Genomic DNA, 20,097 nt, shown 5'->3' with positions numbered 1-20,097 from the left:
GAGTTAAATTTTAGTAAAACACAAAACAAGTGATACTATAACTTTAACCAAGTAATTCCATAGCATCTTTGTATACACTAACTAGCGAAGCTAAAGTAACAAAAGCACCGATAATTAAAAAAATCATTTCAATTTTTTTCTTTTATTCTCTTTTATTTTTTCCTTTTTATCTTCTTCTTGATTTTGCTCAATATGCAAAATATCAACAAGATTTTCTATTTGAATTTTTAATTCTTGATGTTGCTCTAAAATATTATAATAATGAAATATAATTTTCCATATTGTATGTTTTTGTTGGTAGTTATAATGTATTGGGTTGCTAAAAAAATATTTCAAATTAAAAACATAAAAATCTTTTTTAATATCAATAACATCATGGTAGTTTTCTTTATCTATAATACTTGAAGTCAAATTCAAATAATACTCCATTTTCTCACGATAAGCCAAAGAAAGTGCAAACATAGTCATTGTATCTTTAAATTTACTTTCACAATTGTTAAATTTAGCCTGAAACAAAAAGCCTTTTTCTGAAAACACAACTTTAATATCTGGATTATCATAACAATTTGATTTATCTATTTTTAATGTAAAACCACCTCTTAATAGTTGCGATATTTTACCATCATTCATATTTTCATCAGTATATGCAACTATATAATCTATCACACTTTTTTTAAATTGACAATACTCTTGACCTACGAAAACTCCATCTTTTATACATATATCAAAAATTTTATATATTAGTATTGTACCTTTGGCATAATTTTGGTCTTCTATATTGGTATAAATTTCTAAATTTTGTGCCAAAAAGATATGAAAAAAATCCTTTAGCCTTGTATCTTTTTTAAATTTATCCTTGCAAAAATTTTCGATAATTTTAACTTGATATATTTACCATGATATATTCCTAATATTTGCAATATATTTTAATTAAAATATTATTTTGTGCAACTAAAAATAAATTATATATAGGTTTTCATATTTGAGTAAAATCTAAATTAGTGGTGCGGATGAAAGGACTTGAACCTTCACGCATTGCTGCACCAGATCCTAAGCCTAATGCGTTTTGTTATCATTTTTTATCAAAGTATTGAAAAATAGGCGTTTTATTGTTTAAGTTTATCTTAAAAATAGTATTATTTTATACCATTTTGAGAAAAAAACCGCTACCAAAACCGCTACCACTAAAATCCATTTGAGATACTATTTTTAGTATATTTTTAATTTTATATTATGTAAAAAATAATAAAATTTTCTGCGTAAATTAAAAGCAAAAAAGGAATATCTTGAAAAATCTAGTAAAAATAAAAGAATATAAGGGTATATATTTTATAGACAAAGATAAGAAATTAGAGGATATAAAAGAAATTAGCTTAGTAGAATTGCAAAGAAGATTAACTATACCATACGAATTAGCTATAAGATATTATGAAGGAAAAAAATCAAGTTATGAGATATTTCCTATTTTAAATAACACCCAGACCCTTAAAAAGAATTGTGAGTTAATTGCCTTGCAAAGAATTAATGGAAAATTTGCAAAGAAATTTAAAATTAAAGAACCTAAACTAAATGAAGTGTTTGAAGAATGGATTAGTATGCGAAAAAATACTATTTCTAAAAAACATTATGAGGTAACCATATTTTCATATAATGCACATATAAAAGATGTTATAGGAAACATCAAAATAAAACAAGTCAAATTAAAAGATATGCAAAATATTGTCAATAAAATGATTGATCAAGGCAAATCTCCAAGGACAACAAAAACAATAAAAGACATACTTTCTCCAGTATTTGAATTTGCTATTAAAAATGATTATATAGAAAAAAATATAGCAAGAGAAATAGAGATACAAAAATTTGACAACAAAAGATATTTTACTATTGATGATGAGGATAGAAATGCTCTTTATAAAGCTATTATAAATTATGAAAATTTAATGATACGAGCTATGTTTATATTTCTTTTACATGGAAGAAGAAAAAGTGAAGTTCTTACATTAAAATGGGACAATATTGACTTTGCTAATAAAATTTATTTTTTACCTTCAAGCCAAAACAAATCAAGGAAAAACTTACAATTTCCGTTAAGTTCTTTACAAATAGAAGCTTTAAAAAGCATTGGAGTAAAAAATAAAGGATATATTTTTATTAAAGAAGATGGAAACCCTTATAAAGATATAAGATGGCATTGGGATAAAATAAATCAAAAATTAAAAACTCCTATTAGATTACATGACTTAAGACATTTAATAGGATATATAGGTATTAATATGGGTATATCTTTAGAAGCCATTGGAGAAACATTAGGACATTCAAGCATAGGAGTTACAAAAAGATATGCAAATATTAAAAATGAAACTATTAATAATACTTTAAATGCTATTTTTAGTAATTTTAAAACTGAAAAACACTAATTTACAATGGTTTTTTAGGTTTTTCGGTTTTTTGTTAAGTATGATTAAAATTTTAAACTATTTTTAGAGCTATTAAGTTTTAAATATTCATCAAGATCATCTTTTTTAAAAACAAGTTTTTTGCCAATTTTACAAAAAGGAACTTTTCCTAAATTACAATCTTTGTAAAGTTTTGAAGTGCTTATTTTTAAATAATTTGAAGCCTGTTGTACATTTAAATTTTCATCAGTTTTATTCTTGATTAATTCATTTTCTTTTAAAATCTTTTTAAAAATATCTTCAAGATCACTAGCTTTGCAAATTACTATATTATCCATATCCATTATTTTTCCTCATTTTTATTTTTTCTAAGATAGTAATAAATAGAATTATTGTCACAAGGTTCTTGTTTCATACACCATTTTCCATTAGGATTTTTAGCATGCTTTTGTAATAGAATTCTAATTCTATTTTTTCCAAAACGGGTTCTTCTATCTCTATAAACAATATCTATTAGTTCATTTTGTTTTATAGTTCCTATTTTTAAAATTTCAAAAACCAAATCAATAAATTTACTTTCAAATTCACTCAATATCATCTCTTCGACTTCTGTTGTTCCAATAATTTTTAATCCATCAAAGAGAAAAGCTTTGTCTTTTAATGATTCATATCTGCTTGATTTCTTTGGTACCAACAAAATAGATTTTTTTTCTAAATTTGAAAAACATTGAAAAGTATAATCAGCATAATCTACTATTTGTTGAGAATCGCCAAAAATTCCCTTTTTGTTTGTATGATGTATAAATAAAAATGTAGCTCCTCTGCTTCTAAGTTTTTGTTCTATTTTATATAGAACATTTAAATTTAGCAAATTACCTATTTTTGGATAAATAGAGTTAAAAGAATCGACTATAAAAATATTATTCAAGTTAGTTTTTGAAAAACTTTCTAGATAATCCTTATAGATTTGATATTTATTGTCACATCCAACTATATTTAAGCATTCGAATTTTTCTTTAAAATTATTCTTTAATTCATCAATACCATAATTTTTTAAATTTAAAAGATCCATGTCCGCATTGATATATGAAATTTTAATATTATGATCTTTTAATATATTTTTTATTAAATAAATGGCTATTAGTGTTTTTCCAGAACCACTAGAGCCATATAGAACACCCAAAGAACGCTTGGGTATTAAATTTTTGATAAACCATTCCTGAGGATTTAAAGTTTGAAAATCTATTGATTTTACAATATATTTTTCAAATTCCATTTTTATCCTTATATTTTTTTTTGATATTATACATTATTTTTTAATTTTTATGTTATAATTTTGTAATATTTAAAAGGAGTGCTGATGTTTGGAGAAAATCTAAAATCTCTTAGAAAAGAAAATAATATTACGCAAAAAGACTTAGCTGAAATTTTAAATGTACAACAATCAACCATTAGTCTTTGGGAAACAAATGCCTCAAAACCTAGTATAGATATTATTGAAATATTGTGTAAGAAATTTGGATTTAGTTCAGATGAATTAATATTTGGAGCGCAAGATTATAAAGAAAATGAATGCAAAAAACATATCAATAGATTGTGTTTGGAGCTAGGCTATGAAGAATCTATGCAAGAAATTTTAAAAAATTTAAGAATTAAAAAAATAACTTCTCTTGTTAGGACAGTAAAAGGAAAAACTTTTATTCAGAAATTTTCAGAAGCTTGGAATGGAAATGGAGAAAGAATGTTAGTTCTTCTATATTATTTTATTTTGTATATTAATAAAATAGAAAACACTCCAAAAAATAAACAAGATTTTATAGACATAATATCAGATTTTACCTTGCCTAAAAAAATAGAAATAAAGCATTTATTAGCACTTAAAAAAGATGATATGGATAGACTTGTGTCTTGGGTATTGAGTAATTTAGATGATTTAGAAATTCAAATTTTATTTAATGATTTAAAGGAAAAAGTGTTAAAAATTATTGAAGAAGAATTGAATATTATCAATAGAAATTTGGTTAAAATATAATATATAAGATATTATAAAATTTGCAGTAGTAGTAAAAATTGATACTTATAGTTTCTATTAATTTATATTTTGTATAACAAAGAATATACATATTGATATAATTAAGTGCTTATTGAGCTTACTATTTTATTATCTATATTAATTAAATAAATTAAAATATAAAATAATTTTTGAATTATCTGGCGATTATTGTTTGGTTATTATTTAGTGTTTATGATAAATAATATAGAATGAGTAATCTACTAAAATGAAATTTTATATTTCTTTTTTATATCTTTTGGATATAATATCAGAAAATAAGGAGGGTTAAAAGGTTAAATGTGAATAATATACCAGAAAAAATTAAAAGAGTAAATATTAAAGATGGGAAGCTTTTATATCATCTAACACCATTAGAAAATTTAGAAAGTATAATTAGAAATGGTTTAAAACCAAGAAGTAACCTTGATAAAGAAAAATTTATAGATACAGCAAATTCTGATATTATCAACAAAAGAAGTAAAATGAAACTTACTGATTATGTTCCTTTTCATTTTATATCCAATGGACCCTATGATGGAAGTGTAAGAAAAGCCTATCCTGATAAAGACTTTGCATATATTTGTGTTAGTAGAGAAGTCATAAAAAATGATTGTAAAATAATAGTTGGACATCCTTTAAATATTCCAGTTTTAAACAGTATGATTTTGGGTGGTTTAAAAATAAATGACTTAATAGATAGAGACTCAAATAAGCTTTATGATTGGGATAAGGGTTTTGATAAAATAAATTGGGAATTAATGGAAGAAAGAAACTATACTGATGAAGCTTGTAAACAAATGTGCATGAGCGAAGCTTTATATCCAGAAACTATAACACATGAGAATATTCAAAGCATATGGATTCCTTCTAGTGAAGTTAATAAATTTGAAAAAATAAAAAAAGAGTTAAATGGCAAGTTTTATATAGATGCAAAAGATTTTTTAATGGCGGAAAATAGTAAAAACAAAAATGAGTAATATTAAGTATACAATAGGAGATTTGCTAAATTCAAAACAACAAGCACTCGTAAATACTGTTAATCTTAACGGATTTATGGGTAAAGGCATTGCATATCAGTTTAAAAAAAAATTTCCATTGAATTATGAAACTTATGCTAAAGCTTGCAAAAATAAAGAAATAGATATAGGAAAAGTTTTTGTATTTGAAGAAAACGGTAAAACAATTATCAACTTTCCAACTAAGGCGAATTGGAAAGAAAAATCAAAAATTGAATATATAGAATCTGGTTTAAATTCATTAAAAAATGAGATAATTCAAAGGAATATTAATTCCATAGCCATACCTCCTCTTGGCTGTGGTAACGGAGGTCTTCATTGGGAAAATGTAAAACCTTTAATTGAAACTTATTTATCTGATTTATCAAACGATATAAGTATTTTAATATATAAACCCATAAATAATTTCCAATCATCACATAAAATAACAATTTCTCCTAAAATTTCAGCATCTCATTATATATTCCTTGAAATAATGAACAAATTAAAAATTAAAAGTGAATCAAAGTTCCATAAAGAACTTATAATACAAAAAGCAATGTTTTTTCTTAATTTCTTCTCAAAAAGAGAATTTTTTAAATTTGAACCTTTTAACTTTGGGCCATATTCTTATCCTGTAGAAATAGTTCGAAAAACTGTAGCTGAGTACTTTGAATTTCATGGTTGCAAAAAAACAAAAAAAGATGGTGAAAAAATTGCAAATCTTATGCTTAAAGAAATTGTCAGCGAAAAAAATATTGAGAAAATAGAAAAATTTAAAGATTATATTCCTTTAGTTAGTGAATTTTGTAACAGTATGAAAGATATAAAACAACTAGAAGTTGTAGCAACCATATTGCATATATTAATGATGCATAATAAAATGTCGGCAAATGATATAGTGATGTTTTTTTTAGAAAAATATCCAAAAAAATATCCATATTTATATGACAAAAAAAATATATTAGAAAATATAGAATGGTTAAAATCAAAAGGGATATTAAAAGAAGACCTCTTTGGAGTAATATATTATTAACTAGATGCAAAAAAGATAATATTTTGTTGTAAGATAAAGAGGAATGAATATCTTATATATTCTCTTTGATAAATAAATTTTTATAAATATTCAAAAACTTAAAAGTATTTAAAAGATATTTAAAATTAAGAATATATTAATTTTATTAATAGATTAAGAAAAACAATGAAAGAAATCACTAAAAATCAATCAAAAAACATAAGAAAAAATAAATAGTTTTAAAAAAATATTTCTAGAAGAGAAAAAACAAAAAGCTTTATAAAAAATGAAAAATAGAGAATATGAAACCTTTAAAATTTTGATAAGTATGAAAAAACTATGTGTAAAATAGAGAATTAAAGTTTTAAAAGAATATAAAAATTAAAATAAGCTCTCACAATATAAAAAAGGAAGTAAAATGGAAAAATTATCCCAAGAAGAAATACAAAAAGCTATGAGAGAATGTGTAGTAAGTTCTTATACTTATGATCCAGCTAATCCTAATGGCTATTCTCAAGATTTATTTGATGTAGAAAATGAAGTTTTTGCTAAAGATTATAAGTTTATAGAAAAATGTGGTTTAGATGATATGGTAAAACATAAAGAAAGTGGTTGTGTTTTTAAAGTTTTTTACAAACAAGATCACAAAGTTAGACTTCTTAGAGTTAGCAATATGCAAGCAATGAATAGTTTTGAAAGCTATAGGGGTATAATGGCAAAAATAATAGGTTTTAAGCCAGAATAATTAAAAACAATGCTATTATAAATTAAACAAATACAAGGATTAAATTATGATAATAAATGAAGATAAGAAAATTGAAGACTTAATCAAAGAAGCATTTGCTGAAAAAATTTGGCTACCAGAATTTCAACGACCATTTGTATGGGATAACAATCAAATAAGGTTACTCATCGATAGTTTGTTCCACAACTACACAATTAGTAGTATTTTATCTTGGAAAGGAAAAAATGAACTTGCAAGAAGAAGAGTTGGCGGAAGTATAAAAGATATTAAAATTCCTGATAGACAAAATGAAAATGATGAAATAACATACTTATTAGATGGGCAACAACGAACCACAGCATTAACTTACGCTTTCACTGATAAAGAAATATTTAAAGGAAATAACAAAACAAAATCAAAACCTATAAATCTGTATTGGGATAGTGCATACGAAGGAGATGAAGCAGAAGAAAGATGGATCTTTGATGATGAAATAATTTACGCAGAAGGAACAGAGCAACATTACAAGTTAATGGATTTAGAACACAATAATCAGCTAATAAATAAATTTGGCATAAGATTTATCAAGTTGAAACATGTGTTTTTAAACCAACAGCAACTAGAACAAGCTTTATATTTACCAAATGATGATAGTAAATATAGAATTTTATATGAATATACTCAAAAATTAAATATTTTAAAAGAAAAAATTTTAAATAGAAAAGTCGTAGATATAGAACAAAAAGGGGATTTAAATGCCGTTTTGGAGGTATTTGAAAGAATCAATACAAAAAATACTAAACTTTCCATATTTGACATTATGGTTGCAAAAACATATAAAAAATACAACGAAGGTTATTTTGACTTAAGAAGTTTTTTTAAAATGATTACTTCTAATCTAAAAAGCATTGATAATAATTATTTTAAAAATTTAGAAAAAATAGAAGATTTAAGGGAACAAAAGAATTTTGATGAAGGAACAATTTTATATTTAATTATGATTATTATAAATCAAAAATTTAAAGCCAAAGAAGTACTGAAAATAACAACAGATGAATTTATTAACAATATTAAACACTTGCACTTTATATTAAAAAGACTTACCGAAATTATGGAAAAAGATTTTTATATAGATATAGAAGAACAAAACAAGTATCAACCAATTGCTAAATTTGTTACAGCTTTTCTGACTAAATTTTCAGAAAAAGAGACAGATGTTAAATATAGAGATTTTCTAAAAAAATGGTATTGGAATACAATTATTTTTAACAGATACCCTGGTTCGCAAAACGAAAGAATAGAAAGAGATTTTAAAAGAGTTGTGGAAAATGAAAACTCTCTAGATAATGCTTTATTATTGATGAAAGCAGATAATTCAAGAAGTTTTGAATACATCAAACAGCAAAATAGTATTTCAAATATCTTTAACTGTTATTATAATAAAAAATCTGAACAGATATATAAAACAATGATTGTATTATTTAAAAGCAAACAACCTAGAGATTTTTACTCAGGAATTATACCTTCAAAAGATGGAACTAAAAAAATTTTTTTAGAAGAACATCATATTTTTCCTATAAATTCTAATATAGGAAAAGAGATATCTAAAAATTTTATCTCATCTAATGATAATATAATTAATAATATAGCAAATATAGCACTTATTACAAAAGAATCTAATAATAAAATCAATAATAAAAATCCAAGCACATATATAAAAGAGTTGCTAAATAAAAAAATACAAGATAATCAACAAGAACAATTTTTTAAAGATTTAGAAACACATTTTATAACAAAAGATATGGTTGAATATTTATTAAATGATGATTTTGAGAATTTTATTATTAGTCGAACAGCTTTAATTTATGATTATATGAAAAACATTACTTAAATTCATAGGATAACTATGTTATCCTAACTATAAAATATATATCAACAAGATATAGTAAAAACTTTAAATAATTTTTATTTTAAGCTTTCTAGCATAAAATTCATCATAATCCAAACGCTTGAAAGTATAGTTACTGTAGTTGCTACTGCAGTACCTAAAAGCCAATAAAGTGCTTTTTGCTTAGCGCTAGAAATTTGTTCTGAGAATTCAGTTTTAATTTCAGCTATTTCAGTTTTAATTTCAGCTATTTCAGTTTTAATTTCAGCTATTTTGGTGTTAATAATTCCTTCTAGTCTTGCAACTTCAGAATAAATTAAACTTTCCAATCTTTTAATCTCTGATTGAAATAAATCTTTACTTACAAGCTCTTGTCTTATTTCTTCTATAGTTTGATTTTTAAGATTTTCAAAATTCAATCTTTGAGTAGTTGCTCTACCATTAACAAGCTCTTCAAAAGCTTTAATTAATTTTTGTGATTGTTCAGGATTAGAAAAAATACTTTCTAATAAAGCTTTAAAACCTTCATTAAGTATATACTCTTTTTGCTGGGCCATAATATTTCCTTGCATATTTAATCCTTTGTCATTATAACACAATTTGTGATAGGTTATTTATTCTATATATCAAGCTTTTGTATTTAACTTATATTAAGCTGTTTTATATTTTATACTAGATTGTAGGCATTTTCAATGTTTTTTGCGCATATTCACTATATGCAACTTCAACTATAAAAGGTTTATCGCCAACAGTTCTATAAACTTCACAAATTGCAACCAAATCTTGAGCGTATTGCCATTGATTATTCACTAATTTTGGATAGTTTTTAATCTCGCTATAAGAACGAATACCACCAAATTTTCCGCTTTTGCGAGCAATAGCTAAAAAGCCATCTCTACCCACTAAAGGTTCTATTTTTCAACCCACACATATTTACCATTTTTTGTAACTTTTGCCCTACGAGGAACAAAAAATACTTGGCGTAAGAAAGGATCTAGACCATATTTAGTTGCAACACTAAGACAATATTTTATTTCTGTTTTATTACTCCCAACTTATAGAGTGTGTTAAAAGCTAAAGACTAACTTTTTCTTTCATTAGTATATTTATCGTTAAAATAATGAGCTGTTAAAACCAATGTGCCAAAAATAAGAGTGATAGCACCAAATTAAAATAGCTATATTATAACCATCCATTCTCTCTTATTTTCTTTCAAAAAAAGATCAATCTTTAAGAAAGATCGATGATGGTGCAACTATCGCCCATTTGCAAACCATAAAGACTATTTATAAATAATCCTACGCCAATAGATTCTATGAATCTTAAGATTACTTTTGCAGGTATTTTTATAAATAATGCTTTTTAAATTTTTATTTATATTGTTATTTTGCAATAAAAAATAAAAGCTAAAAGATATAAACATGCTTCTAATAATAAAATATCAAAATCAATTATTTTTTATTATTATCGATTTTTTTATCTTTATCAAAGTCATAAAATGTCACAAATATAGCAACTGCTATTGCAAAGGCTAATACAATATATTGTCCCATTTTATTTCCTTTTTTTGTTATAAAAATTATTAAATTAATATATTATCTAATCAACTTTAAAAATACAATATTATTTTTTAATTATAATATTTCAAAGATCTAGCTTTTATCAACTTTGTATTATATCCATAGTTACTTTGTTGATATTCTTGATATTTGCGAAATCTACAAATTTCTACTAAGAATAGTTTAAATAATATATTTACAGAAAAATGTTTATAAGTTATAAAGTCTATTTTTGATATATTCTTTATATTATTAGCTTAGGATTTTTAATGGGTGTAAGCGAAAATACTTTTGAAATTATCTTAGAAAAATTAAAATAAGCAAAATTAAATAATAAAACAAAAGGATAGATATGTTTAAAAACGAAGAATATATAAACCAGAGAAAAGCATTATGGATAAAAAGTTTTGAGGCTTTTAAAGATGATGAAGAATTTCACAAAGAACAATTAGAACTTGCTGAAGCAGGAATAAATGATGGATTTGAGGAAGATCAATTATATAAATTAAACCAAAATTGTAAAAAAAGACAAAACAAACTTACTCATAAATATTTAAATTGTTTTAGCTAAAAAACCAATTTCAGATATTATTGATTAATCTGTATATAATCACAATATAAAAAAAGAAGCAGAATTTTTATAATATTGTTTTAAACACTATTATATTGTTCTAATAGCTATATCATTAAAGTAAAAATTACAAAAAGACAATACTATTCTAAGAAAACACTGCTGATTTTATACTCTTTCTAACTAACGATAAATAAAATCACACTCATGATTTCCTTGGTACAATATAATTATAAGTTGTAAGATCTATTTCAAATTATCTCGGAAAAATTAAAACAAGCAAATTTAAACAATAGAATAAAAATTCTAATGTTTAAATTTTAAAAATAGTGACTTTTATGTATTCAAAAATTCCTTAAAACTACTAACAAATTTATCATTCATCTTTAAATCTTTGTTTATAAAAAACGGCAAGGATTGAAGAGTTAATTTTTTATCATCTTTAGTGGTTATTATTTTTCCTTTTAAAGCCTCTAAAAATTCTTCCTTCCAAGTATCTTTTGCTATTGCTAAATGCTCCCCTTTTGTTTCTATAAAACATTGTATACTTAAAAAATTACCATCATCTTTATTTTTCTTACCAAAAAAAATAAAATCAGGTTCAAACCCCATAGCATAAGTTACTTCATCTTTTCTATTGTCATAAATTTTAAATTCTTCAAATCCTTCATTTCTTATAATAAACCAGTCGGAAAAAACACTATCAATTTCATCTTTGTATTCTTCTATAAAAATTAAAAAATCTTTTTCTAATTTACTATCAAAACAAAAAGTTTTGTGATAAAGCCACTCAAAATTCATTTCCTCGAAATTCTCTTTATTTTTAAATACTACCTTATTACCTATATTAAATTCATGAGTTATAAACTCACTTACTTCGTATTCTTGCTTTATGCCTTGCTTTAGCGATTTAAAATTTTCTAAAATATATTTGGCTATTTCAAGATTGTTTATTTGATTAAACTCTTGTCGTTTTGAAAAACAAACAACTATATCTTTCAAACAATTTTCTATAAAATCTTTTTTACTTTTAAAAGCAAAATTTTCATTGATTTTATTAAAATCAAGTCCTAATATATTCATCGCCTTTAAAAAGTATATGCTATCTATATGATTAAGAGCAGATGGTTTTTGAAGATCATATTCTTCTTTGATTTCTTCAAATTTCTCCTCACTTTCTTTTATAGAATTTGAAAAATAAGGAATTTGCAAACCTTTTATTTTTTGCTCCATCTCTATTCTTGTAATGTAAAAATTTTTCAAATCACGTTTTTTGATTCTTTTATTATTAGCGTAATAAATTTTGTTATTTTTAATAATCTCTTTTATTTTTTCATTGACTATTAAATCTATGCGTGTTTTTTCCTCCTCAAATAATAATCCTTCTTTATTCATACTTTCATTGAGTTGCTTAATAAACTCAACATCATTTCTAGTATGATAAGTTAATTTCTCTAAAGCATTTAACTCATTTTCAAGATCACTATCATACTTTCTTTTAAATTTAAGCTCATCATCAAAATCAAACAAATCGCTTTTGAAAGGATAATATCTAGCACCTCTTCCTATAAGTTGTGCTTCCTTTGTGGTTATTGTTTTACTTGCCTTTTTATTTCCAAGTCTAACTATATCAAAAAGATTTAAAACATCCCATCCTTCATTAAGTTTATCAACGCAAAAAATAACTCTTATTTGATTGTCTTTTTCCTCTAAGCTATTAAGTAAAATTTGATTTTTCTCTAGCGCTTTATCATCATTTGTGTTTAACATATAAAGCGTTTTAAAATTATTTTTCAAAAAATTTACAATAGTTTTTGCATAAGTATTTTGATATTCTCTTTTAAAAAACTCTAAGCTTTTATTTAAAAGATCACTTTCTTTGTTTATATTTTTATAAAAATCTTCTATATGCAAGCTTTCTAAATTATCTATAAAATCTATAAATTTTTCTTGATTTTGCATAGATTCTTTTATAGATTCACTCTTAAATAAAACAACAGGTTTTAAAACAATGTTATATTTTTGAGCCAACAACTCTCTATAAAGACTACAAAGCACAGCTCCTAAAAATCTATATTCTAAACTATCATTGTCATACTTAACTAAAAATATACGCTTAGAATATCCATCTTTACAAAATTCTCTTAAGGTGTATTCATAAATGATTTTATCTTGATATTTTTCCAAAACATTGAATTCTTGTGGAATAGTAGCACTAAATTCAAATAATAAATTTTCATTATTACTTTCATAGGCTCTTTTTATAATAGCTTCCCAACCTTCTTTAAGTTCATTTTCATTTTTATTTTTAGTATCACTATTTAAATGATGAGCTTCATCAGCTAAAAATACAAGCTTTTTGTCTTTTAAATCTTCAAAACTTAAAGAATTTTCCCTTTCATTTTTAAAAAGAGAAAACAGGGCTTGTATGGTGGTAAAATATATATTTATACAATCATCTTTACTTTCAAAAAGATTATTGATAATGTTAATTTCTATATTTTTAGAATCTATATTAATATCTTTAAAAAGATATTTGCTTGAGTATTTGTTGGCAAAATTTGCTTTTGTTTTTTCTAAAATAGAAGTAGAATTTACAAAAAAGATAAAATTTCTATATCCTTTTTTATAACAATCTAACATTAAAGCAGCCATTATAAGTGTTTTTCCACTTCCTGTTGCCATGTTAAACATTAAGTGTCTTTGTTTTATGCTATCAGAATTTGCATAATAATACTTTAGAGCTTTTTCTTGATAAATTCTTAATTCTTTTGATAAATTATCTTTTACATAAAAAGGAATTTCTATTTGCTCTATACCTCTTTTTCCAAATTCATCCTGTAAAAGCTCATGTAATTTTTTATTAAACATTTTCATCACCATAAAGTATTTCATTAAGTTTTATTATTTCTTCAGATATAGCATAATCTTCATCTTTTATATCACCATATAAAACATAATCCATATTAGAATCTAAAACAAGCTTTAAAATTTCTTTTTTGCTTTCTAAGTCTAAATTTTCAAATTCTTTATCTTTTAAGATTTCATTTATATCTACTCTATAATCTAAAAAAGCTTTAGTTTTTAACTCTTGATAAATATTATCTAGTTCTTTTTCATCATTTAAATTTTGTATTTTTTCTTTATAAACTGCATTTAAAGGCATAAGTTCAGCATAAATAAAACTTCCACCACCTTGCCAATTTACTGCTTTGCTGATACCACCTTGCTCACCTTCTATGACTTTTTTAAGTCTTTCTTTTGTGATAGTTTCTATATAATCCATTTGCTCTATACCTATCCACTTGCGTTTCATTTTATGAGCTACAGCTAAAGTGGTGCCACTTCCTGCAAAAAAGTCCATTACTATGTCATTTTCGTTGGTGGAAATTTCAATTATTCTTTGAAGCAAGGCTTCAGGTTTGGGAGTGCTAAAAAGCTCTACTTTTGGATTTTCTTTCAAATTATCTTTTTCTTTATCAAGGGGGATAAGGTGTTCTACTTGCAAAGCGTCCCCCTTATCCCCCCTTTTATCCCTAAAATCCCATGCACTCTGTTGCCCTAAGAAAAGAGCTTTGATTTCTTGCGTTCCTTTTTGTGTTATCATTTCTGTTTCATAAAAAATACTCTTTACTTTTGTAGTAGTTTTTCTAACTTTTTGAAAAATTAAATATTCCCCATTATTGCTTTTCCTAGCACACAAATCATATATTTCATTTTTACACTTATCCTTACTCCAACGCCAAACACACTCAAAGTTATCTACAAGTCTAGGTAAAACTTTTATGTATTTATTATCTTTATTTTCAACATACACCTTTAACAAATCAAACTTATCTTTTGATGATAAATCAATATATAAAGGATATCTTAAATTTTGACGATTTTTTGAGTTAAATGCCCTAAAATTTCCATTTTCTAAATTTTTTAAATTAAATCCACCAAATTCATCTTGAAAATCAAAACTATGTCCTTTTTTCTCAATTTCATTTAATTCTAAAAATGCAGCCTGTTTTGCATAAACTAAAATATATTCGTGTGTTTTTGCGACATTTCCATACATTCTTCCCTCAGGCTTAACAATATGTGTGATACAACTTTCAAAATTCTCTCTTCCAAAAATCTCATCCATAAGCACTTTTAAATAAGCTTGTTCATTATCATCACATTGCACAAAAATCACACCATCATCTCTTAAAAATTCACTTGCTACTTCAAGACGATTTTTCATAAAAGTAAGCCATGTAGAATGATTAAATTTATCATTATAATTAAAACTATCATTGCCTGTATTATAAGGTGGATCAATGTAGATTAATTTTACTTTATTTGCATAGAGTTTTTTTAAAGAATGCAATGCTAGTAAGTTATTGCCTTTTATGAGTAAATTTGGATTATCTTTTAAATATTCTTGTAGATTTTTATTTTCGCCTATTAATTCAAAATTCTGCAAAGCTTTTTTATCAAATAACACATCTATTTCATCACGAGCCAGTATTTCATTGAAAAATATTTCATTTTGAGTTTCATCATCTTTGCTTTGTCCGCCTTTTATAACACCATCTTTAAAAGCAAAATTTAACACCACTTCGTTATTTGTTTTTAAAAGAGATTTTGTTTTATTTGCAAGTCCTATTTTGTTAGCATAGCTTGTAAAACTACCACCTAAGCTTCTAAGATCTAAAAAATTCAAAAAATCATTAAGCTTAAAAACCAAAGTTTTTTTGCTAAAAATAAAAAATCTACTTTTAAATTCTTCTTTATATTTACTTTCTTCTAAAAGATAATCAAATAATTTCTCATCATAATTTTGTGCTAAATTTCTAACTTGTCCTAAAGTTTCAAAATGTTCTTCTAAATCTTGCAATAATTTATCTTTTAGCATTTATTTCCTTTTTAATTATTTATAGTTTATTATATAACATTGTGATTAAAAACAAATATAAGCAAAATAAGATTTTTTTAACAATCAGTATTATATTATAATATAAATATAAAGTAAATTAAAATATATAATCTTAGGAGTTTATATGTCCGAAAAAGCTAGCATTAAATGCCCTCAATGTGGCAACAATATAAATGTAAATGAAATACTTTATCGTCAATTGGAATCTGAAATTTCACAAAAAAATCAGCTAGAAAGAAAAAAAATTGAAGAGGATATGGAAAGACAAAAAGCAGAATACAAAAAAGCTTTTGAGCTTCTAGATCAAGAAAAAGAAAATATCAAAAAACAAAAAGAAAGAATCGATGAAGAAATTTCAAAAGAAGCAAAAAATCTTTTAAAACAAGAAAAGCAAAAATTGGCAGATAGTATTCGAAAGGAAATAAATGATGATTACAAAGAAATGCTTGATTTGCTACAAAAAGAGCTTACAGAAAAATCCAATCAAGTTAAAGAACTAAACAAAAGCAAAGCTGAAATTGAAAAACTTAAACGTGAAAAAGAAGAAGTAGAAGCAAAAATACAAGCTGAAAATGAAATAAAATTTTCTAAATTACTACAAGAAGAAAAAATCAAAATACAAAAAACAGTTGACGAAAAAAATGAATTAAAATTTCGAGAACAGGAAGAAAAACTGGAGCAACTAAAAAAGCAACTGCAAGAAGCCCAAAGAAAAATGGAACAAGGCTCTCAACAGTTACAAGGAGAAATTCAAGAATTAGCCATTGAAGAATTTTTGAAAAATAAATATCCTTTCGATACTATCGAAGAGATAGCTAAAGGAGCAAAAGGTGGAGATTGTATACAAATCATACATACTAGAGAAGTACAAAATTGTGGAAAAATATACTACGAGAGCAAAAGAACAAAAGAATTTAAGCGAGAATGGATAGGAAAATTTAAAACAGATATAATTAACAAAGGAGCTGATGCAGGAATACTTGTTACAGAGGTATTACCAAAGGAGCTGGATAGAATGGGATTGATTGATGGCATATGGGTATGCACTTACGAAGAATTTAAAGCTTTGTCTTCTGTTATTCGAGATAGTATTATCAAAATAAACCAAGCAAAAAAATCACAAGAAAATAAAACTGATAAGATGAGTTTACTTTACAAATATCTTACTAGTACAGAATTTAAGATGCAAATTGAGACTATAGTAGAAGGATTTACGCAAATGCAAAAAGACTTAGAAAGCGAAAAAAGATCTATACAAAGAATCTGGAAACAAAGAGAAAAGCAACTAGAACAAGTACTAGAAAATTCTATAAATATGTATGGCTCTATAAAGGGAATAGCTGGAAATAGTATAGCTAGTATTAATGTTTTAGAACTACCGTATTCGATCGAGGAAAATTAACATGTTAACAAATAATATTGGTTCTACTTGGCTCAAATGGGATTTACATGTTCATACGCCATATAGCAATATGAACAATAATTATAATTGTAGCGATGATAGTTTTATTAATGAAATAATCAGCAAACAAATTTCATGTGTTGGACTGACTAATTATTTTAACTTCAAAAAAGGAGATTATGAATTACAAAAAAAGTTAAAAAATAAAAATATAAGTGCTTTTTTAAATTTAGAACTTAGACTGGATTATCTAAATAAAGAAAATCAATGTTTAGATTTGCATATTATTTTTTCTGACTGTCTGAATGAAGAACACATTATTAAATTTTTGGCAAATGTGAATGTCCATGTAGATGGAGTTAAAAAAAAATTAAGTGATTTAGACTCGCAAAATGATTATGCTAAAGCTGTTGTAAATTTTGATGAACTAATAAAACATTTAAACGATGAATCTTTAAATATAAAAAATAGCTATTTGCTTGGATTTTTATCAAGAGGACACGGAAACGCAAGAAGTAGTGCAAACTATAAAAAAATAAATAAATATACTCATTTTTTAATTCACTCAACAAACAAATTGGAAGCATTAAAAGATGATGTAGAACATTGGGAATCTTATGGAAAACGAGTCTTGCAAAGTAGTGATGCTCATGACTTAAATACAATAGGTAAAAAATTTACTTGGATAAAAGCAAAACCTACTTTTGAAGGACTAAGACAAATATTATACGAACCATCAAGAGTTTTTATTGAAAAAAATGAACCTCCAAAAGCAATACACAAAATTGAAAGTGTAGAATTAAAATTTGATGAAAATACCAAATGGGGTAACGATAAATTCTGCTTTGCAGATTTTAAAGAAATTATTTATTTTAGCCCCTATTTGACTTGTATTATAGGTGGAAGAGGTAGCGGAAAAAGCACTTTACTCAACCTAATAGCAGCTAAAATAAACAAATTAGATGAAAAATTTTTCAACGAACTTAATCCCAAAGAAATTAATTCTAAAGTTTTGTTTTCTCCAGAAGAAATAGAAAATATAGAATTTTTAGCACAAAACAAAATTGAAGAATTTGCAAAAAACTCAAAAGAATTCACCAAAGCAATATTTAACAGATTAAATAAAAATACAAATAACTTATTAATAGAAACCGAAGATGCCATTACAAAAGAACTTCAAGTATTTGAAAATCAAATAGATAATTTAAAAAATAGAATTAGTTTACATATTCGACTAAAAAACCACTGCAAGGAATTAAAAAAACTAGAACATATTGTCCGTTCTTTTGATGACCATGAGTATTTATCAAGCAAAGAAAAAATCCAAACAATAGAACAAAAACTTATAAAACTACTAAATTCTAGAGACAGAGTGAATAAACTGCTTAACAGTCTAAATGATATTGCAACTAAACATCATATTATTAAAATTGAAAATAGTTATGATTCTTATTATAATGATTTATATACAAAGATTCGTGAGCTAGCCACAAGCGATACAGGTGAAAAATATAAAGATAGTGAAGAAAATATAAACAGCCTAGAGAGTGAAAAAGAAACATATATAAGAAAAATTAAAAACTACTTAGAGAGCAAAGGTTTAACGGAGGAAAACATCAATGATGTTCAAATTGCAACCTCTAAAATAGAAAACATCAAAGAAGAAATAAAAAAGATAAAAGAAGAAATAAAAAAGATAAAAGAAGAAATAAAATCTTTCTCGCACAATGATATTGATGAAAAAATTAAAAATTTCGAAAGCATTATCACTAAACAACTAAATATTGTTAATGAAAAATTTGAAGAAATATCCGAAAACAATAAAGATGAACTAAAAAATATAAAAATTCAATATCCAATATCTAACATAGATGATTTTTCTGACACTGCCATAGAATATTTTATAGAGAAAATTAAACTTTTTAAAGAAATTGAAATTAAAGATAAAAGTACATTTAAAAATTATCTTAAAGAACTAACCATAAAAAAAGTATATGAATGTAAACAACACTACGAGTTTAAAAAAGATATAGATGAGTTCCTTAAAAGCAAAAATACCCAGACAGCTAAATTATTAAGTGAAATTTTCAGTAAAAAAATATTTTTTCAAATATATCAATTGGTAATTGCAAAAACCATCAGAAATATTAGTAAAAACAAGAATTTAGAAGTTACATATGATAATAAAAGTCTCAATAATGTATCATTTGGACAAAGATGCACTGCAGCTATTATCATTTTAGTATCATTAGGAAATAATCCAATTATTATTGATGAACCTGAAACTCACCTTGATAGCTCATTAATCGCAAACTATTTAGTAGATCTAATAAAAAAAATAAAAATGCATAGACAAATAATATTTGCTACGCATAATGCAAATTTTGTATTAAATGCAGATGCAGAATTAATTATCGAACTAGAAAATAACGATAATAAAACAAAAGCAAATTTATTTGCTATAGAAGATATTGATTTTAGATCAAAATTATTAAAGCTTGAAGGAGGAAAAGAAGCATTTAAAAAAAGAGAAGAAAAATATGGTTTTAATAACAAACAACTTTAGTTATATATTTTTAGGAATAAAG

General features: G+C 24.5%; 17 protein-coding genes and 1 tRNA gene. 9 read left to right on the top strand and 9 right to left on the bottom strand.

Features of this window, described 5'->3' with window-relative positions; translation table 11 throughout:
• Positions 1 to 123: 123 nt before the first annotated feature.
• Together L8W57_RS05085 and L8W57_RS05080 are read right to left on the bottom strand one after the other, a co-directional pair.
• On the bottom strand, positions 124 to 807 hold the full coding sequence (locus L8W57_RS05085; RefSeq protein WP_133318984.1) for a hypothetical protein: 684 nt from the start codon (positions 805 to 807) through the stop codon (positions 124 to 126).
• A 195-nt stretch (positions 808 to 1,002) separates the two neighbouring features.
• Positions 1,003 to 1,179 (bottom strand) — tRNA-Leu (locus L8W57_RS05080).
• A 107-nt stretch (positions 1,180 to 1,286) separates the two neighbouring features.
• Between L8W57_RS05080 and L8W57_RS05075 the strand changes: the two genes are divergently transcribed.
• Positions 1,287 to 2,417, top strand: coding sequence for a tyrosine-type recombinase/integrase (locus L8W57_RS05075; RefSeq protein WP_144623897.1), 1,131 nt, complete (start codon positions 1,287 to 1,289; stop codon positions 2,415 to 2,417).
• A gap of 44 nt (positions 2,418 to 2,461) precedes the next feature.
• On the opposite strand, the gene L8W57_RS05070 is transcribed toward L8W57_RS05075, so the two are convergent.
• Positions 2,462 to 2,740 carry a helix-turn-helix domain-containing protein gene (locus tag L8W57_RS05070; RefSeq protein ID WP_167333027.1) on the bottom strand — a complete coding sequence of 93 codons (279 nt, stop codon included), beginning with the start codon at positions 2,738 to 2,740 and terminating at the stop codon, positions 2,462 to 2,464.
• Complete coding sequence (locus L8W57_RS05065; protein WP_263662151.1) at positions 2,740 to 3,672, bottom strand: AAA family ATPase; 933 nt, start codon at positions 3,670 to 3,672, stop codon at positions 2,740 to 2,742. Before L8W57_RS05065 ends, L8W57_RS05070 begins: the two co-directional genes overlap by 1 nt.
• Positions 3,673 to 3,756: 84 nt before the next feature.
• On the opposite strand from L8W57_RS05065, the gene L8W57_RS05060 reads away from it, so the two are divergent.
• The 5 genes from L8W57_RS05060 (at position 3,757) to L8W57_RS05040 (ending at position 9,074) form a co-directional block, all read left to right on the top strand.
• Positions 3,757 to 4,428, top strand: coding sequence for a helix-turn-helix domain-containing protein (locus L8W57_RS05060; protein WP_220568124.1), 672 nt, complete (start codon positions 3,757 to 3,759; stop codon positions 4,426 to 4,428).
• A gap of 320 nt (positions 4,429 to 4,748) precedes the next feature.
• Positions 4,749 to 5,426 carry a DUF4433 domain-containing protein gene (locus L8W57_RS05055; RefSeq protein ID WP_263662150.1) on the top strand — a complete coding sequence of 226 codons (678 nt, stop codon included), beginning with the start codon at positions 4,749 to 4,751 and terminating at the stop codon, positions 5,424 to 5,426.
• Positions 5,419 to 6,480 carry a macro domain-containing protein gene (locus tag L8W57_RS05050; protein WP_263662149.1) on the top strand — a complete coding sequence of 354 codons (1,062 nt, stop codon included), beginning with the start codon at positions 5,419 to 5,421 and terminating at the stop codon, positions 6,478 to 6,480. Before L8W57_RS05055 ends, L8W57_RS05050 begins: the two co-directional genes overlap by 8 nt.
• A 397-nt stretch (positions 6,481 to 6,877) precedes the next feature.
• Positions 6,878 to 7,204, top strand: a complete 327-nt coding sequence (locus L8W57_RS05045; protein WP_263662148.1) for a hypothetical protein — start codon at positions 6,878 to 6,880, stop codon at positions 7,202 to 7,204.
• Positions 7,205 to 7,250: 46 nt separating this feature from the next.
• Positions 7,251 to 9,074: a DUF262 domain-containing protein gene (locus L8W57_RS05040; protein ID WP_263662147.1), complete on the top strand. Its 1,824-nt coding sequence runs from the start codon at positions 7,251 to 7,253 to the stop codon at positions 9,072 to 9,074.
• Positions 9,075 to 9,148: 74 nt separating this feature from the next.
• Here L8W57_RS05040 and L8W57_RS05035 read toward each other — a convergent pair whose 3' ends face one another.
• The 3 genes from L8W57_RS05035 to L8W57_RS05025 all read right to left on the bottom strand — a co-directional run bounded on the left by L8W57_RS05035 (position 9,149) and on the right by L8W57_RS05025 (position 10,105).
• On the bottom strand, positions 9,149 to 9,643 hold the full coding sequence (locus tag L8W57_RS05035) for a hypothetical protein (protein WP_263662146.1): 495 nt from the start codon (positions 9,641 to 9,643) through the stop codon (positions 9,149 to 9,151).
• Between the two features lie 100 nt (positions 9,644 to 9,743).
• Entirely contained in the window at positions 9,744 to 9,974 is a 231-nt protein-coding gene (locus L8W57_RS05030; RefSeq protein ID WP_263662145.1) for a recombinase RecT, read from the bottom strand.
• An 8-nt stretch (positions 9,975 to 9,982) separates the two neighbouring features.
• Entirely contained in the window at positions 9,983 to 10,105 is a 123-nt protein-coding gene (locus L8W57_RS05025; protein ID WP_263662152.1) for a recombinase RecT, read from the bottom strand.
• Between the two features lie 877 nt (positions 10,106 to 10,982).
• On the opposite strand from L8W57_RS05025, the gene L8W57_RS05020 reads away from it, so the two are divergent.
• On the top strand, positions 10,983 to 11,201 hold the full coding sequence (locus L8W57_RS05020; RefSeq protein WP_263662144.1) for a hypothetical protein: 219 nt from the start codon (positions 10,983 to 10,985) through the stop codon (positions 11,199 to 11,201).
• 336 nt (positions 11,202 to 11,537) lie between these two features.
• Here L8W57_RS05020 and L8W57_RS05015 read toward each other — a convergent pair whose 3' ends face one another.
• On the bottom strand, positions 11,538 to 14,072 hold the full coding sequence (locus L8W57_RS05015) for a DEAD/DEAH box helicase family protein (protein ID WP_263662143.1): 2,535 nt from the start codon (positions 14,070 to 14,072) through the stop codon (positions 11,538 to 11,540).
• Positions 14,065 to 16,086, bottom strand: coding sequence for a site-specific DNA-methyltransferase (locus tag L8W57_RS05010; protein ID WP_263662142.1), 2,022 nt, complete (start codon positions 16,084 to 16,086; stop codon positions 14,065 to 14,067). Before L8W57_RS05010 ends, L8W57_RS05015 begins: the two co-directional genes overlap by 8 nt.
• A 145-nt stretch (positions 16,087 to 16,231) precedes the next feature.
• Between L8W57_RS05010 and L8W57_RS05005 the strand changes: the two genes are divergently transcribed.
• Together L8W57_RS05005 and L8W57_RS05000 are read left to right on the top strand one after the other, a co-directional pair.
• Positions 16,232 to 17,509: a DUF2130 domain-containing protein gene (locus L8W57_RS05005; protein ID WP_263662141.1), complete on the top strand. Its 1,278-nt coding sequence runs from the start codon at positions 16,232 to 16,234 to the stop codon at positions 17,507 to 17,509.
• A gap of 1 nt (position 17,510) precedes the next feature.
• Positions 17,511 to 20,075: a TrlF family AAA-like ATPase gene (locus L8W57_RS05000; protein WP_263662140.1), complete on the top strand. Its 2,565-nt coding sequence runs from the start codon at positions 17,511 to 17,513 to the stop codon at positions 20,073 to 20,075.
• The last annotated feature ends 22 nt before the right edge of the window (positions 20,076 to 20,097 follow it).

Origin of the sequence: Campylobacter sp. IFREMER_LSEM_CL1890, from assembly GCF_025772045.1 — a bacterium.
Classification (GTDB): Bacteria; Campylobacterota; Campylobacteria; order Campylobacterales; family Campylobacteraceae; genus Campylobacter_D; species Campylobacter_D lari_D.
This window is presented reverse-complemented; position numbering and strand designations above follow the sequence as displayed.

Coding starts and splice junctions, on each gene's coding strand:
- L8W57_RS05010 (WP_263662142.1), bottom strand. CDS start 16,086: ATGCTAAAAGATAAATTATTGCAAGATTTAGAAGAACATTTTGAAACT.
- L8W57_RS05040 (WP_263662147.1), top strand. CDS start 7,251: ATGATAATAAATGAAGATAAGAAAATTGAAGACTTAATCAAAGAAGCA.
- L8W57_RS05045 (WP_263662148.1), top strand. CDS start 6,878: ATGGAAAAATTATCCCAAGAAGAAATACAAAAAGCTATGAGAGAATGT.
- L8W57_RS05060 (WP_220568124.1), top strand. CDS start 3,757: ATGTTTGGAGAAAATCTAAAATCTCTTAGAAAAGAAAATAATATTACG.
- L8W57_RS05005 (WP_263662141.1), top strand. CDS start 16,232: ATGTCCGAAAAAGCTAGCATTAAATGCCCTCAATGTGGCAACAATATA.
- L8W57_RS05015 (WP_263662143.1), bottom strand. CDS start 14,072: ATGTTTAATAAAAAATTACATGAGCTTTTACAGGATGAATTTGGAAAA.
- L8W57_RS05050 (WP_263662149.1), top strand. CDS start 5,419: ATGAGTAATATTAAGTATACAATAGGAGATTTGCTAAATTCAAAACAA.
- L8W57_RS05065 (WP_263662151.1), bottom strand. CDS start 3,672: ATGGAATTTGAAAAATATATTGTAAAATCAATAGATTTTCAAACTTTA.
- L8W57_RS05035 (WP_263662146.1), bottom strand. CDS start 9,643: ATGCAAGGAAATATTATGGCCCAGCAAAAAGAGTATATACTTAATGAA.
- L8W57_RS05020 (WP_263662144.1), top strand. CDS start 10,983: ATGTTTAAAAACGAAGAATATATAAACCAGAGAAAAGCATTATGGATA.
- L8W57_RS05000 (WP_263662140.1), top strand. CDS start 17,511: ATGTTAACAAATAATATTGGTTCTACTTGGCTCAAATGGGATTTACAT.
- L8W57_RS05070 (WP_167333027.1), bottom strand. CDS start 2,740: ATGGATATGGATAATATAGTAATTTGCAAAGCTAGTGATCTTGAAGAT.